Below are 13,902 nucleotides of genomic sequence, written 5' to 3' on the forward strand. Positions count from 1 at the left end.
ACCACTGGTGGCATACCGCGCTTAGCACTGAATATTGGCGGCAACACCGTTTACGCCATCTACGCAGGCGGCAGCGGCACCACCGAATTAACCTTTACCTATACCGTGCAAGCGGGCGATACCGACGCCAACGGCATCAGTATTGCTGCCAACGCGCTGGACGCCAATGGCGGTACACTGGAAGGCGCTGCCGGTAATAGCGCAGTAACCAGCCATAGCGGAGTAGACCACAACACTAACTACGCAGTTGATACGACAGCGCCGACTCTAAGCTCGAGCACCCCGGCCGACAATGCCACAGCTGTTGCGGTGGACGGCAATATCGTACTGACATTCTCTGAAACCGTGCAGGCGGGCAGCGGCATTATTACGATCAGTGATGGCTTCGATACCCGCATCATTGACGTAAACGATGCACAAGTTAGCATTAGTGGGAATACCGTCACCATTAACCCAACTACGGATTTAAATGAGGACGCAACTTATAACGTACAGATGGGCAACGGCGTGCTAACGGATGTCGCGGGCAACGGATATGCCGGTATTAACAACACCAGCGACTTAAACTTTACAACCGAATCCGAGATAGATACCAGCGTGGTAGTGTTTGACCTGGTGAATGGCCAAAGCTCCGACCACAGCGGCCGTACCTTCTCGGCATCCGAAAGTTACACCATTTATATTCAGGTGGATTCGGATAGTCATGTCCTCGACAGCAGCTTCACACAGTGGACGGGAGCCATTAATTTGGGCGCCGATGACAAAATTGTATTAGTCGGCAATGGTAGCGATATTCTTGGTGGACCCATGGGCATACCTGTCACCAATGACTATTCCAGCTCCACTTACTACGGACTAACGACTGCTGCACTTTCCATCCAGGACTTCGGTGCGGTCTATCGGTATATATCAAACCTGACAAACACCGTTTATCTCTGGAGTGGTGGTAGCTGGGCCTCCAACCCCAACACCATCAACGATAATTTCAGCACGCTCTATTTAACCGATTTACCGGGCGGGGTGCGCACCAGCCAAGGGTTGGTATAAAAACCAGTGCAGGCGATAGAGCAGCCCCATTACCGGTTGTTGCGGCAACTGGCCGAGTGCCAGGCCTACCCGGCACTGCTGGAGGCCTGCGCGCACGAGGCCGGCTCAACCGAGGTAGACTCGCTGCGCGCTTTGGCGCTGGCGCAACTGGGCGAAGCGCAAGAGGCCGAGCAACTGCTGCAATTGCTTAACGCGGCCCCAATAACTGAGGTAATGGCCGTGGATATGGCCGGCGCCTATTTGGCGCTTGGCCACACCGACAGGGCCGAGCCATTATTGCGCCGCCCACCCATTGCCGATGCCCCCACCGAGAGCCTGCGACTGGCCCGGCTCGGGTTGTGTCAACTGCAACAAAATCACCCGCGTGAAGCACTCGAACAATTACTGCAAAGCATAGTGCAGCACCCACGAATTACCGTTTTTGCCCATGCGCTGCGCCTGTGTGCTAACCCCCAAAATACTGAGCAAGGCGAGCAGTTGCTGGCCGCCGCCAAGCAACACTGGCTTACCGAGCGCGCAAACTGGCCCGAAGACGGCGCCGCCTTTTACGACCAGCAGCTGCGCGGCCTGCGCTTAGACCTGTGGCTGGTCGGTGACGCCTTTGACGCCGCCGAAACCTGGCTGGAGGAGCAGCGCCACACCTTACCCGAGAGCGATTGGTGCCACTTGTTAATGGGCTACGCCCAGCGCTTGCAGCAGCGCGACCGCCACACCGAGGCCGAAGAGCGACTGCGCGCTGGCCTTAACCATTACCCCCAACACCGGCCACTGCTGTTGCAACTGGCCGAGCTGGCCCAGTTGCAGGGACGCAAAGCGCAAGCCAATGCGCTCGTACGCAAGGCCATAAACGCCGCTGGGCAAGCGGGTGAGCCCACGACTAGCCTTTGGCTGCGACTCGTTCACAACAATGTGCAAAACAATGCCCCATTAGCGGAACACGCCCTGGCAAAAGCGCGCCAAGAGTTGGACGCACTGCCGGCCGACTCCATGACCGATTCTAGGGCCGACAGCCAACAGGCTGCGCTGGAGTTTCAGTATCGGCTGGGGCTGGCCGGGCTCTACGGGCAACAGCAATCGCTGGACAAAGCTGAAGCCGAGTACCGCCAATTGCTCAGTGAACAGCCCGACAATTTGGGTGTGCTACAGGGCCTGGGCCAATTGCTGATGCAACTGGGGCGCATCGACGAGGCCATTGAATACTTTGAAACCCTAAAAACCCAAGACCCGGCCCGCGGCCACGCCGCGCTGATTAACGCCAGCCGTTACCCCGAAGACGACGCAACGCTGCAACAACTGGAAGACGTAGCCCACACACCGGGGCAAGAAGGCAGCGTGCGCGCCAGCTTGTTACTGCAACTGGCTAAAACCTACGAAAAACGCAAAGATTACCCCCGTGCCATGGAACTTGCCAACCAGGCCAATAGCGCCGCCCAACGGCTGTTAAACTACGCCCCCAAAGCGCACCGCCAGCGCTGCGCCCGTATTCGCCATGCCTTTAACGCTGAATTTTTTAAATACCGCCCACCGGCACAATACGGGCTGATTACCAACGTGCCGGTGTTTGTGGTGGGTATGCCGCGCTCGGGCACCACTTTGGTTGAGCAAATACTGGCCGGCCACAGCGAAATACACGGTGCCGGTGAGCTGGGTTTAATACCGGGCGCTATAGCCGGCATGGAGAGATGGGAAAGACGCACGGGCTCGGGCCGGCGCTACCCGGATTGCGCCGATGACTTAAGCCCCAAGGTCGCCCAGGGCATTGCGCAAAACTTACTGGATGAATTGCAAAGCTACGCCCCCGAGGCCAAGCACGTAGTGGACAAACTGCCGCACAATTTTGAAAATGTTGGGCTGATAAAATTTTTATTCCCCAACGCTAAAATTATTTCCGTAAGACGCGATCCGCGTGATATTGCTCTGTCCAATTACTTTACCGACTACGCGGCTAAACATGGCGGCATGGGCTTCGCCTACGATCTGGACTGGATTGGCGAGCAACTGGCCGACCACAATTTATTGATGCACCACTGGCAGCAAGTACTGCCGGGCGAGATTTTAGAAGTCCAGTATGAAGAGGTCATCGCCAACCCCGAAGCCTCGGCGAAAAAGATGCTGGAGTACATTGGCGTAAGCTGGGAAGCCGACGTGCTCAATTTTGCCGATCTGAACCGCCCGGTCAAAACCGCCAGCGTGTGGCAGGTGCGCCAACCGATTTACCAAACCAGTAAAGCTAAGTGGCGACGCTATCAGAATCACTTAGAACCATTGATTAGCGCTACCAATCGAAAAATTACATGGGAGCCAATACGTATGACCAGCTTGCCCAAACCCGGCTGGCTGGACACCGGCGTAGACCACTATAACGCGCAGCAATTCAATAAGGCCGAACGCTGCTTTAAACAACTGTTACACTTTGTGCCCGAGCACGGCGCGGCGAACTTTATGCTGGGCTTGGTATACGCCAACAACGGGCTCTTAGCCGACGCTATTGGTCATATGGAGCAAGGGCTGGAGCGCTGCCCCTGGAACCGCGACTGGCGCAATGACCTGGCCCGCGCCTACCGTTTAAACGGTGATGAAAACAAAGCTGACGCTCTTTTTAAAAAACGCGAGCTCGAAAACGAAATAAATACGCCGGAAGATATAATGAGCGATACACGCTATACAACGCCGACAAGCTCAGGAGTTTATTGAATGACTCGGCAACATTTCCCCCGTTTGAATTTACTGCCCAAATTGTTGAGTACGTTGTTAGTAATCTGCACATTGGCAGTTCAAGCCCAAGTCAGCTCATCGCTACCTGAAGACGGTTTAACCGCCGCTCTGCGCGCCACGCTTGCCAACCACCCAGCCATTGCCGGTAAGCGAGCCGAAATCCAAGCCAGTGATTACTCCCTGGGTGAAGCTCGCAGTCAAAGATTGCCCAGTGTTAGTTTAAACACCGCCTATGGCGAGGAGAACCGAGCTAACTTTAATCAAGACGAATACGCCTACCCCACGACTTTGCGAGTCCGCCAGCCGGTGTGGACCTTTGGTCGCATCAGCAACAACATTGAAGCCGCCGAGGCGGGCCTGGACAGAGAATCTGCCGATTTGGTACGCGTACGCCGCGAACTTTTAACAGACACAGCACTGGCTTACGCCGGTGTGCTAAGCGCCCGCGCCAGAGTGGCGGTGGCAGAACAAAACTTAATGCAACTGGAAGTATTGCGCCAACAAATACAAAGGCGTGCGGCGGGGCAATTAGCCTCCGATGCGGACACGCGTCTCGCCGATACCCGGCTCACTCAAGCCAAGATTTTACTCTCGCGTTATCGCGGAGAAGTCGATATCGCCCGCAATACCCTGCAAAGCCTAACGCAGTTACCCATTGTCGGAAGCACCCCCATTGCCAGTGGCCTGTTGCAGCTTGAAGCCGACGCACTGCTCGAGGAGCGTGTACTAAAACAAAGTGCCCAAATACAATTGCGCAAGCAGAATGTTGCGCAAGCTCGCGCTCAAGTCAATCAAACCCGCACCTCTGCCATGCCCACCGTGTACTTACAGGCAGAGCAGTTTTACGACCAACCGGCGCTGCGCGATGACAGCCAGATTAGTGTGGTGCTTGAAGCGCAACTGGATGGTTTGGGGTTCAGCACTCGCAACCGCACCGGTGCCGCCAGCGCCCGACAAATGGCAGCCGAGCAAGAACTGCGCTTAGCTCATATACAATTGCAGCGCGACATCCGCCGCCTGCAACGACAGCGCACCTTGATGGGGGATATCGTCGAATCACAACGTGGCGCCGTTGAAGACTTGCAGGCATTGCTGGACTCTTACCAGCGCCAGTACGAGTCTGGCAGTAAAAGCTGGCTTGAGGTCATGAATATTCAGCGCGAACTCAACACGGAACGCGTACTGTTAACCGACAGCCAAAATGAGCAACTGCGTTACAGCCTTGAATTGTTGGGTTTGAGCGGCGAGCTCGACCTGCTCGCCGGGCTGGAGGTGAACAATGACTGAAACACCCCTATCAGAGGAAGGTCCCAAGCTGACGGAAAACCTTGCTGCAAAAAAGGTGTGGCGAGCCCTGTTTCGTGAAAAGCGCTGGTTGCGGCGAGTTATTGTCGCAACCTGCTTGATTAACTTGCTGGCGGTGTCTATGTCGCTGTTTGCCATGCAGGTGTACGACCGCGTGGTACCCACTTTGGCCTACGCCACGCTCACAACCTTAACCGTGGGTATGATTATTGTCATTGGCTTTGACTGGAGTTTAAAAACCCTCAGAGCGCGCATACTCGACAGTCTAGCCAGCGCCGTCGATATACAACTGTCGCAGCGCGTTTATGAACACTTGCTAAAGCTGCGTTTAGACACTCAGCCGAAAAGCCTGGGCACATTGGCCGCACAGGTCAACAGCCTGGACGCTGTGCGTCAATTTTTTTCTTCGGCCGTCATTTTTGCGTTAGTGGATTTACCCTTTGCTCTGATGTTCTTGGTTTTTATTGCGATTATCGGCGGCAAGGTTGCTTGGGTTTACGCTGCACTGCTGCCCATTGCGTTAACCCTAGGCTTGGTTAATCAGTGGCGTCTACGGCGCCTAATGCGCGAACAGATTCAACGCAGCAACGAGCGCCAGGGCTTATTGGTAGACACTATTCGCGGTGCTGAAACCATTCGCGCCAGCGGCGCCAGCAATTCGTTCGGTGAGCAGTGGCGGGACATGACCGGCACCATTAACCGCTACACTTTGCGCCAGCGTGCCATCAATAGTTTGGTTACCGTTACCGCCACGAGCTTGTCCATGTCGGCCTATGTCGGCGCCATTGTGGTTGGTGTGTGGCAAATTGAGGCGGGCCTACTCACGATGGGCGGCATGATTGCCTGCAGTATTTTAGGGGGGCGCATCATTGCACCGGTTGCACAAAGCGCACAGTACCTAATGCAGTGGCAACAAGTCAGTCAATCACTGCGCTTGGTGCACGATGTTTTGAGCCTGCCGGGCGAGCGCCGTCACAATCAAACGCTGCTCAAGCCCAACGCGGCGCCGCAGCACCTGCAACTGGAAAAAATTCGCTTTGGTTACCCCGGCTCACCCGTGATGCAAGTAACGCTGGACGAGCTTACTGTGCACAGTGGCGAGCGCACTTTGTTGCTTGGGCCTGTGGGCAGTGGCAAATCGACTTTGTTAAAAGTCATGGCAGGCTTGCTTCCCCCCACTGAGGGCAGAGTGCGACTGGGCGATGCCGACCTGTGGGAAATTGACCCGACATTGGTCAGCCAACAGATTGGATATTTACCTCAACACACTCAACTTTTTCGCGGTACGTTGCGCAGTAATTTATTGCTGGGTAACGAGTGCAGTGATGACGAGCTTGTGACTCTGTGCCGAGATTTAGGCATCGATAAAATCGTCGATAATAACCCGCTCGGGTTAGACCTGGTCATTAGCGAAGGCGGCGATGGTTTATCCGGCGGACAACGCCAACTGGTGGCCCTGGGACGATTAATTTTAGCAAGGCCGAAAATTTGGTTATTGGACGAACCCGGTGCAGGTCTCGACCGCGACACCGAAGAACGTTTTTGGCAATGTCTGGAAAGCGCGCTAAGCACGGATGATATTTTGGTTGTGAGCACCCACCGGCCCATGATTGCAGGCCGGCTTGCCACCCGCGCAATGATAATGGCGGACGGCGTCATTCAGCGTGACGGGGCGCCCGAAGCGATACTGCCCATGCTTAAAACACGCGCGACGAATGAGTCTCCTGCGACACCTAAAAAAGGAGGCTTTGATGTTATCTAACCCAGTGGATACCGACACTCGCCTGTCCCAATACCATACCGCCCGCCACGGCGCTTTTGTCTACGTAATACTGGTTGCGGTGCTGGCGTTTATTGTGTGGGCGAATGTGTTTACTTTGGATGAGGTCGCTCGTGCTCAGGCCGAGGTTATTACGCCCAGCCGGATACAAGTTATTCAGGCGGTGGACGGCGGCGTGCTGCACGAGCTGCACGTACGAGAGGGTGACCGGGTAAGCCCCGGCCAGGAATTGGCACGACTGGACCCAACCCGTTTTGCCGCGTCAGTGGGCGAAATAGAAGCGCGGCTTTACGCACTAAAAGCCAAAGCCGCGCGCTTGCGTGCCGAAGTGATTGGCGCCGAGAGCCTGACCCTGTCCGATGACATTCGGACCCAGGTGCCAGAAGTCGCCAGTGTAGAATTAGCGCTGTTTGAGCAGCGCCGCCAAGGCCTGGCTGACGAGCTGAGAATACTGCGTGAGGGCGTTGCGCTGAGCCGCAAGGAGTTATCACTGGTACAGTCATTGCGCCAACAAGGTGATGCCAGTGGCGCAGAACTGTTGCGCGCAGAACGGACGTTAAACGAGGCCGAGTCGCGTCTGGTGAATCGGCGCAATCAATTTTACGAAGACGCTCGTCAGGAGCTTACCCGCGCTGAAGATGAAAGTGCGCAGGCCGAACAGCTGCTTATTCAACGCCAAGAAGAGCAAGCGAGTAGTGTATTTCGCGCTACCGTACCGGGCATTGTTAAAAATATTCGGGTAACCACCGTTGGCGGCGTACTGCGCGCGGGCGATGAACTGATGCAGATTGTACCGGCCGAAGATAATTTGATTTTACAGGCTCGCGTTAGCCCGGCCGACATTGGCCGCGTGGAAACAGGCCTAAGTGCCAACATCCGCCTCGACCCATTCGACTACACCATACACGGCACCGTACAGGGCAAGGTCACCTACGTCAGTGCCGACACACTAAAAGAAGAAACCGCCGACGGCGTTGATATTTACTACCGGGTACATATCGAGCCTATTGCTTTCCCCGTGACGACCACAACGGGCAAAAAACTGACGTTATCGCCGGGCATGACTTCGCAGGTGGATATTCGCACTGGCGAACGCAGCCTTATTAATTTTCTGCTAAAACCGATACGAAAAACACTGTCATCATCGCTAGGGGAAGAATAAGAAATCGAACATTTAGGGAGTGCCTTCGACGGCGAAGGGAGGGCATTTCCGTTCCCCGTAAACCACACCCCGTCGTCCACTCTTCAGAAAACCACCTTCAACAACCGCAAATCAAATATTAACACCGCATTGGGCCCAATTTTATTACCTACGCCCTTCTTGCCCCACGCCAGTTCGGGCGGTACGACGAACTCGTAGCGGGCGCCCTCTTGCATTAGCTGCAGGCCTTCGCGAATACCGGGGATGGCTTCTTTCATGGTGAATTCGTCGGGCAGGCCTTCTTTGTAGGTGTCGCCGATGATTTTGCCTCCCACCAGCTGAATGCGCTGATTGACTTCGACGGTGTCGGTTTCCGTGGGGGTCATGCCGTCGCCGTCTTCCAGTACGCGGTAAAGCAAGCCGGTGGCGGTTTCTTGCACGCCCTCTTTTTGGCGGTACTTATCTATGTAGCTCTCGCTGGCGGCGCGATTTTGGCCGGAGGAGCCTTTGTTGAGTTTCTTCTTTGCCATAACTTTTTCTGGAATAAATTCTGTCGATTAACACACTAAGCCAGGCTGGGCGAAAAAAACCTGGCCACCCTTACAATTGGAACAAAGTAATGATTACCTAAGGCCTGATATGGCTTCGAGACGCTCAAATATTAGATTTTCTCGGTCTGAGTCCCCTCTAGCCGTCGACTGGACAACATACGGAGTATCCGGGTGCTTGAGAAGCTTACCGAACTCTTCGGCTAAATATTGGCGGAGTTCTTCAGGAGCCATTGGCAACTCTGTTGCAAGTTCAGCGCGACCATCTACAAGGTTAAAAATATCTTCCGCATCGTGACTTTCTAGCAAATCATTATTACCCCGCCCCTTAAACGCTTCGAGCTTAGTCGCCAAGAAATAAGGCGGTGTCACCAACCGAATGCGGATGGATGATGACAACATTTGAGCTTGCGCAGCGTTTAACGCCTCACTATACCAACGGTTACTAAATCCAAGCACCTCCGCATTATCGGGCATAAAATCTACCTGCACTGCACCTAAACGAAAGCGGCAGTTTACGGCCTCGTTCATGGCAATACGAAAACCGCGCGCCTGTAGCTGTTCACTTAAGAGATGCCACTGAGAATAGCCCAAGACACTGACTATTACATCCACATCATCCGTATAGCGGACGGTTTCACGAGTGTATGGATCGGTCATAAGTAAGCCGGTAGTACATCCCCCAACAAACGCCATAGAGTCCATCATTTCGGGCCCTAAGGCCCGGGCAACCAGCTCTATCATGTCCCGATGGCGGTTAAATTGGCTCATACCGAAAACTCTTGCTTGAGCATGTCACTCGCCACTTTAGCCTCGCGAGGCCGCCCGAGGCGAATGGCATCTACCAACGCCAGCAATTTATACAATTTTTCGTCTTGCGCTGCTGCAGCGGGGACAGCTTTGCACAAGGGCTCGACACCCTGCCCCATGTCAGTAGCCTTAGCATCAGGCCACACCGGTAATAAGTCGCCTGCAGACATAACTTTTCCAACGAGTGTCGGCGCGGCAAATGCAGTAGGAATACCCCGTACCACCGGCCCTAGACTTGCAGGAAACACATATTTAATACCCTCGCGTAAGAAACCCAAAAGAGCGCGCCGGTTAACTCTGGGCAAATTCGTATGCCGATCACGCGCTACCAACCCCACGTGAATACAACGGTTAAGAGCCTGATTAAGCTCACTTTTACTGATACCCGTGGCCTGCGCCAAAGCCCGAACGCTGTACTGATGGGGTTCGTTCGCATGGCTGGATTGCTCCAAACTGACCATCTTCAACAACAAGAGAATATCTTTACTTTTCATCACCGTAACCGCCAAGTTGGAGACCTGCAACGTCCTTCGTCCTAGGACAAAGGACAGCACTTATGGGAAGTGTGCACCTAGCCAATGTTGTCGTCAAGAGAATTCACCAAGGCAGAAACAGGGCTTAAACCTCAAGAACCATAACAAGTAGGTGACGTCGATTCGTCGCGGTCGGCGGCGTCTTCGGTGCGCAAGGCATCGAGCAGGGCGCGGCGCAAAATTGGCAGGTGGGATTGGTCGGGCTTTTTACTGGCCGTTAGCAAGGTCAGCCGGCCCTGACGGGCGGCGCGCATTAGCGGCAATAGGCAGTCGGGCGCCTGATCTAACTGGTGGCGGTAGGCGTGGCCGAAGGCGGCTTCGGTGAGTTCACCGCGGTGCCAACACTGACGCAATCCGGTGGACGGGGAGGCCTCTTTATACCAGTCGCCCAGCGCCAATTCGTCTTTTTGTTTGCCCCGGGGCCAAAGGCGGTCCACCAGCACGCGCGCACCATCGGCGGGCGAGGCGTCTTGGTAAATTCGTTTAAAGCGGATGTCGTAAGCCATAAACAAAGTCTAGCAAATCTGCTTCGCCCTGCCGATGCCCGATGCCGCTGTTTATTCGCGGCCGCCTTCCATGCGGTGGCGCTCTTCGCTCAACAATTGCAAAGCTTGCTCGGCGGTCAGTTTCGAAGCCGGCGTTATCAGCGTCACGACAACCCCTGCCAGCAGTGAGCTGAGCACGGCGGGTATGACCGGGTTGCCCCAGTAATCCTGATAGATATTCACCACCACCAGCGAGGCAACGGACGCCGCCACCAGCGAGGCAATGGCCCCGGCGGGGTTAAAGCGCGGCCAGAAACGACCCAGTAAACCACAGACAAACAGCCCGGCCATAACGGTGGAAATCATGGTGGTGATATAGCCAATAATGTCATTGGATAAAAGCGCAAAGCCAAGCGCGACGGCAATAATGCTTAACAGCGCCAAACGGGACTGCTGAATAACGCGATGTCGGGGCGGCATTTTGCCGGTAACCATACTGTAGATATCGCGCATTAAAATACTCACCCCGGCGATGGCATCTGAGCTCGCGCTAGACATAGTCGCGGACAAGCCGGCAATCAATACCCCCACCGCCAGCGGCAACACTTCTGCCGCTAAAAACGGGAAGGCAAAATTGCGGTTATCCAACTCTGGGTTGAGCGCATAAGCGCCCATGCCAATAATCGCAGGCACGCAAGAAAAGAAAACATAAAGTGTGCCGGAAATATAAAACGATTGGCGCACCGAGCGAATGCTTTGCGCGGAGTAAATACGCTGGCGAAATGACGGGGTGGCCAATACGCCCACGGCCACAACCAACATCAGTGATACGGCGTGTAAACCGCCGATGGCGTCTATGGCCAAAAAGCCAACATTGCTCGCCGGCTGCGCGGCCATCAGCGCTTGCCAGCCACCGGCAGCGTCCACCGCTAACACTGCCATTAATATAAAGCCGACAAATAAGATAATCGCCTGTAGGGTATCGGTCCAAACCACCGCGCTGTAACCGCCGATAATGACGTAGATGGCAAAGCTAACGGCAATAATAATTTTGGCCAACTGCAAATCGATGCCGGCAATCCAGGCGAGGTACAAACCACCGCCGAGAATATGCGCACCCAACCAGCCAATACTGGCGACAAAAATCAATATCGCGACAATGTTTTTAACCCAGCGGCTGGCGCCCACGTAGCAGGAAAGCTCCTCGCTCATGGTCATAAATTCAAATTTACGCACCGGGGCAAAGCAAAGGCCTAACAATAAAATACCAATAGCACCGCCAATACCGTAGAGCATACCCGCCCAACCATTGGCGTAGCCAAAACCCACTGCACCCATAGAGGAGCCCGTACCCACCATAGTGGCAACAGTGGTGCCGATGGTAAGAAAAATGGGCAGGCCGCGACCGGCCAGCAGAAAGTCCTCGCCATTTTTATTGCCGCGCGACACAAAAATACTGAGCGCGATTAAACAAGCAACATAAGTGGCGAGCGCGGTTAAAAATAGATTGGTGCTCATAAGTTTCTTCAACAATGACGTTATTGGAATAATGTCTAACGTTCAGCGTTCAGCTAATGATCCTATTCCGGCGACTTATAACAGACCACGCCCACTTCCACTTTACAGTCGACCACTAAATCACACACTGAGCAAATCCGCGCCGGTGGCGCATTGCCAAACACTTGCTTAAAAACTTTGTTGAACGATTGAAAATAGCGCGCATCGGTCAGGATAACCGTGAGGTGGACGACGTGCTCTTTACTGTAACCGGCGTTGGCCATTATTTTCAGGCAATGATCAATGGCCAGCTGGGATTGCTCTACCACTGAGCCCTCCACCACTTCGCCGTCAATCATCGGCGTTTGGCCCGATACATACAACCAGCCTGCAGCCTCGGCTGCCATGGCAAAGGGTAGGTGTTGGCCACCGGTACCCATACTGCCCTCGGCGCCGTAACGTGTAATACTCATGTTGCAATCACTCCTGTTTAATATGAACTCGGCAATCATAATTGCCGAGTTCATATATCAATGATTTTGCGCTGGGCTGTCCCCAGCGGTTATGACTGGCATCGCGACAAAAACTGCCCGTTGCGGCCGGTTTTATACTGACCGGGCACATAGCTCAGCTCGCCGTTTACCCACACGGACTGAATGCCCGTTGCTACCTGTTTGGGATTGGCAAAGGTGGCGGTGTCCTGAATTTTTTCTGCATCAAACAACACCAAATCGGCCCAGTAACCTGCGCGAATTTCGCCCCGATGGGGCAGGCGGAATTCAGCGGCAGACAAACCCGTCATTTTGTGAATGGCGGTGGCTAAATCAAAAATTTTTCGCTCGCGACAATAGTGCGCTAACACTCGGGGAAAGGCGCCCCACAATCGTGGGTGTGGGTGCGGATCGTTAGGCAAGCCATCGGAGCCGACCATAGTGCGCGGGTATCGCAAAATATTTTCCACATCCTGTTCACTCATGCAGTAGTAAACCGCACCGGCCGGCTGTAGACGCTCGGCGGCCTGAAGCAAACTCACCTGCCATTCGGCGGCAATTGTGCCCAGCATTTTTCCCGCGTGTTCGGGATGGGGCTCCGACCAGGTAATAAAAATATCGGTGTCTTCGGTGACCTGCGCCAAGTCCAGAGTGCTGGAGCTGGCGGCATAGGGATAACAGTCGCACGCCACTTTTTGTGTGCGCGCGGCGCCTTCTAAATGCTGCAGTAATTCTGTACTGCGGCCCCAGTTGCCTTTGCCTGCACACTTTAAGTGAGAAATAATCAGCGGTGCCTTACCCGTATGCGAGGTGTAAAACGCTTCGTTCATCGCCTCCAGCACGCCATCGAACTCGGTGCGCAAGTGAGTGGTATACACCGCCCCGGCCTCACCCAGAATCTTGACCATCGCGAGCACTTCGTCAGTGGTGGACTGCTTGGCACTGGCGTAGGCAAGGCCTGAGCTCATACCGAGCGCGCCGTCTTGCAGCGCCTCTTGCAACTGGCCAGTCATGGCCGCCAGCTCAGCATCGGTGGCGGCGCGGTCGAGCCGAGCCATATGGTTGTTGCGAATTGCGGTGTGCCCCACCAGCGCGCCCACATTAACGCTAGGCTGAGCGGCTTGCACGGCACTCACATAGTTAGCAAAATGCGGATATTGGAACTGGGCGTTATCCCCCAGTAAGCTGAGCGGGTCGGGCGGGTCGCCAGCCAAAGTGACCGGGCTGGCACTAATACCGCAATTGCCCACGATGACGGTCGTTACCCCCTGGCTGATTTTCTCCAGCATATGGGGGTTGTGAATCACATTGAGGTCGTCGTGGGTATGCACATCGATAAAACCGGGGGCCAAGCACAGGCCCTCTGCGTCTACCGTGTGATTCGCGCTCGCCTCTAGGTGCGGTGCCACGGCGGCGATTTTGCCCGAGGCGATGGCGACATTGGCACGAAAAACTCCGCCGCCGGTGCCATCCAGCACCAGCGCGTTTTGAATCAGGGTGTCGTACTGCATAAGTCTCTTATTTACTAACAAACCCTAACTCAAAATGGT

Annotated in this window: 12 protein-coding genes; 5 read left to right on the top strand and 7 right to left on the bottom strand. The window is 54.7% G+C overall.

The window, feature by feature from the left end:
• The 5 genes from Q4526_RS01615 to Q4526_RS01635 form a co-directional block, all read left to right on the top strand.
• The coding region (locus tag Q4526_RS01615; protein ID WP_215974976.1) for an Ig-like domain-containing protein at nucleotides 1-1,047 on the top strand (1,047 nt) is incomplete at its 5' end.
• A 6-nt stretch (nucleotides 1,048-1,053) separates the two neighbouring features.
• Nucleotides 1,054-3,741, top strand: coding sequence for a tetratricopeptide repeat-containing sulfotransferase family protein (locus tag Q4526_RS01620; RefSeq protein WP_215974977.1), 2,688 nt, complete (start codon nucleotides 1,054-1,056; stop codon nucleotides 3,739-3,741).
• Nucleotides 3,742-5,049: a TolC family protein gene (locus Q4526_RS01625; protein WP_215974978.1), complete on the top strand. Its 1,308-nt coding sequence runs from the start codon at nucleotides 3,742-3,744 to the stop codon at nucleotides 5,047-5,049.
• Nucleotides 5,042-6,829, top strand: coding sequence for an ATP-binding cassette domain-containing protein (locus Q4526_RS01630; protein ID WP_215974979.1), 1,788 nt, complete (start codon nucleotides 5,042-5,044; stop codon nucleotides 6,827-6,829). Before Q4526_RS01625 ends, Q4526_RS01630 begins: the two co-directional genes overlap by 8 nt.
• Complete coding sequence (locus tag Q4526_RS01635; protein WP_215974980.1) at nucleotides 6,819-8,009, top strand: HlyD family efflux transporter periplasmic adaptor subunit; 1,191 nt, start codon at nucleotides 6,819-6,821, stop codon at nucleotides 8,007-8,009. Before Q4526_RS01630 ends, Q4526_RS01635 begins: the two co-directional genes overlap by 11 nt.
• Nucleotides 8,010-8,092: 83 nt before the next feature.
• On the opposite strand, the gene Q4526_RS01640 is transcribed toward Q4526_RS01635, so the two are convergent.
• The 7 genes from Q4526_RS01640 to Q4526_RS01670 form a co-directional block, all read right to left on the bottom strand.
• On the bottom strand, nucleotides 8,093-8,518 hold the full coding sequence (locus Q4526_RS01640) for an FKBP-type peptidyl-prolyl cis-trans isomerase (RefSeq protein ID WP_215974981.1): 426 nt from the start codon (nucleotides 8,516-8,518) through the stop codon (nucleotides 8,093-8,095).
• A 93-nt stretch (nucleotides 8,519-8,611) separates the two neighbouring features.
• Entirely contained in the window at nucleotides 8,612-9,307 is a 696-nt protein-coding gene (locus Q4526_RS01645) for a hypothetical protein (RefSeq protein ID WP_215974982.1), read from the bottom strand.
• Nucleotides 9,304-9,840: a hypothetical protein gene (locus Q4526_RS01650; RefSeq protein ID WP_215974983.1), complete on the bottom strand. Its 537-nt coding sequence runs from the start codon at nucleotides 9,838-9,840 to the stop codon at nucleotides 9,304-9,306. Before Q4526_RS01650 ends, Q4526_RS01645 begins: the two co-directional genes overlap by 4 nt.
• A 131-nt stretch (nucleotides 9,841-9,971) precedes the next feature.
• Nucleotides 9,972-10,385, bottom strand: coding sequence for a DUF488 domain-containing protein (locus Q4526_RS01655; RefSeq protein WP_215974984.1), 414 nt, complete (start codon nucleotides 10,383-10,385; stop codon nucleotides 9,972-9,974).
• Nucleotides 10,386-10,436: 51 nt separating this feature from the next.
• Nucleotides 10,437-11,882, bottom strand: coding sequence for a sodium:solute symporter family protein (locus Q4526_RS01660; RefSeq protein WP_215974985.1), 1,446 nt, complete (start codon nucleotides 11,880-11,882; stop codon nucleotides 10,437-10,439).
• A gap of 62 nt (nucleotides 11,883-11,944) precedes the next feature.
• A complete protein-coding gene (locus Q4526_RS01665) occupies nucleotides 11,945-12,334 on the bottom strand; it encodes a RidA family protein (protein WP_215974986.1) in 390 nt (129 codons plus the stop codon).
• Between the two features lie 89 nt (nucleotides 12,335-12,423).
• Nucleotides 12,424-13,863, bottom strand: coding sequence for an amidohydrolase family protein (locus Q4526_RS01670; RefSeq protein WP_215974987.1), 1,440 nt, complete (start codon nucleotides 13,861-13,863; stop codon nucleotides 12,424-12,426).
• Nucleotides 13,864-13,902 lie beyond the last annotated feature (39 nt).

This window comes from Gilvimarinus sp. 2_MG-2023, from assembly GCF_030547685.1.
Lineage (GTDB): Bacteria > Pseudomonadota > Gammaproteobacteria > Pseudomonadales > Cellvibrionaceae > Gilvimarinus.

Coding starts and splice junctions, on each gene's coding strand:
- Q4526_RS01625 (WP_215974978.1), top strand. CDS start 3,742: ATGACTCGGCAACATTTCCCCCGTTTGAATTTACTGCCCAAATTGTTG.
- Q4526_RS01630 (WP_215974979.1), top strand. CDS start 5,042: ATGACTGAAACACCCCTATCAGAGGAAGGTCCCAAGCTGACGGAAAAC.
- Q4526_RS01635 (WP_215974980.1), top strand. CDS start 6,819: ATGTTATCTAACCCAGTGGATACCGACACTCGCCTGTCCCAATACCAT.
- Q4526_RS01640 (WP_215974981.1), bottom strand. CDS start 8,518: ATGGCAAAGAAGAAACTCAACAAAGGCTCCTCCGGCCAAAATCGCGCC.
- Q4526_RS01645 (WP_215974982.1), bottom strand. CDS start 9,307: ATGAGCCAATTTAACCGCCATCGGGACATGATAGAGCTGGTTGCCCGG.
- Q4526_RS01650 (WP_215974983.1), bottom strand. CDS start 9,840: ATGAAAAGTAAAGATATTCTCTTGTTGTTGAAGATGGTCAGTTTGGAG.
- Q4526_RS01655 (WP_215974984.1), bottom strand. CDS start 10,385: ATGGCTTACGACATCCGCTTTAAACGAATTTACCAAGACGCCTCGCCC.
- Q4526_RS01660 (WP_215974985.1), bottom strand. CDS start 11,882: ATGAGCACCAATCTATTTTTAACCGCGCTCGCCACTTATGTTGCTTGT.
- Q4526_RS01665 (WP_215974986.1), bottom strand. CDS start 12,334: ATGAGTATTACACGTTACGGCGCCGAGGGCAGTATGGGTACCGGTGGC.
- Q4526_RS01670 (WP_215974987.1), bottom strand. CDS start 13,863: ATGCAGTACGACACCCTGATTCAAAACGCGCTGGTGCTGGATGGCACC.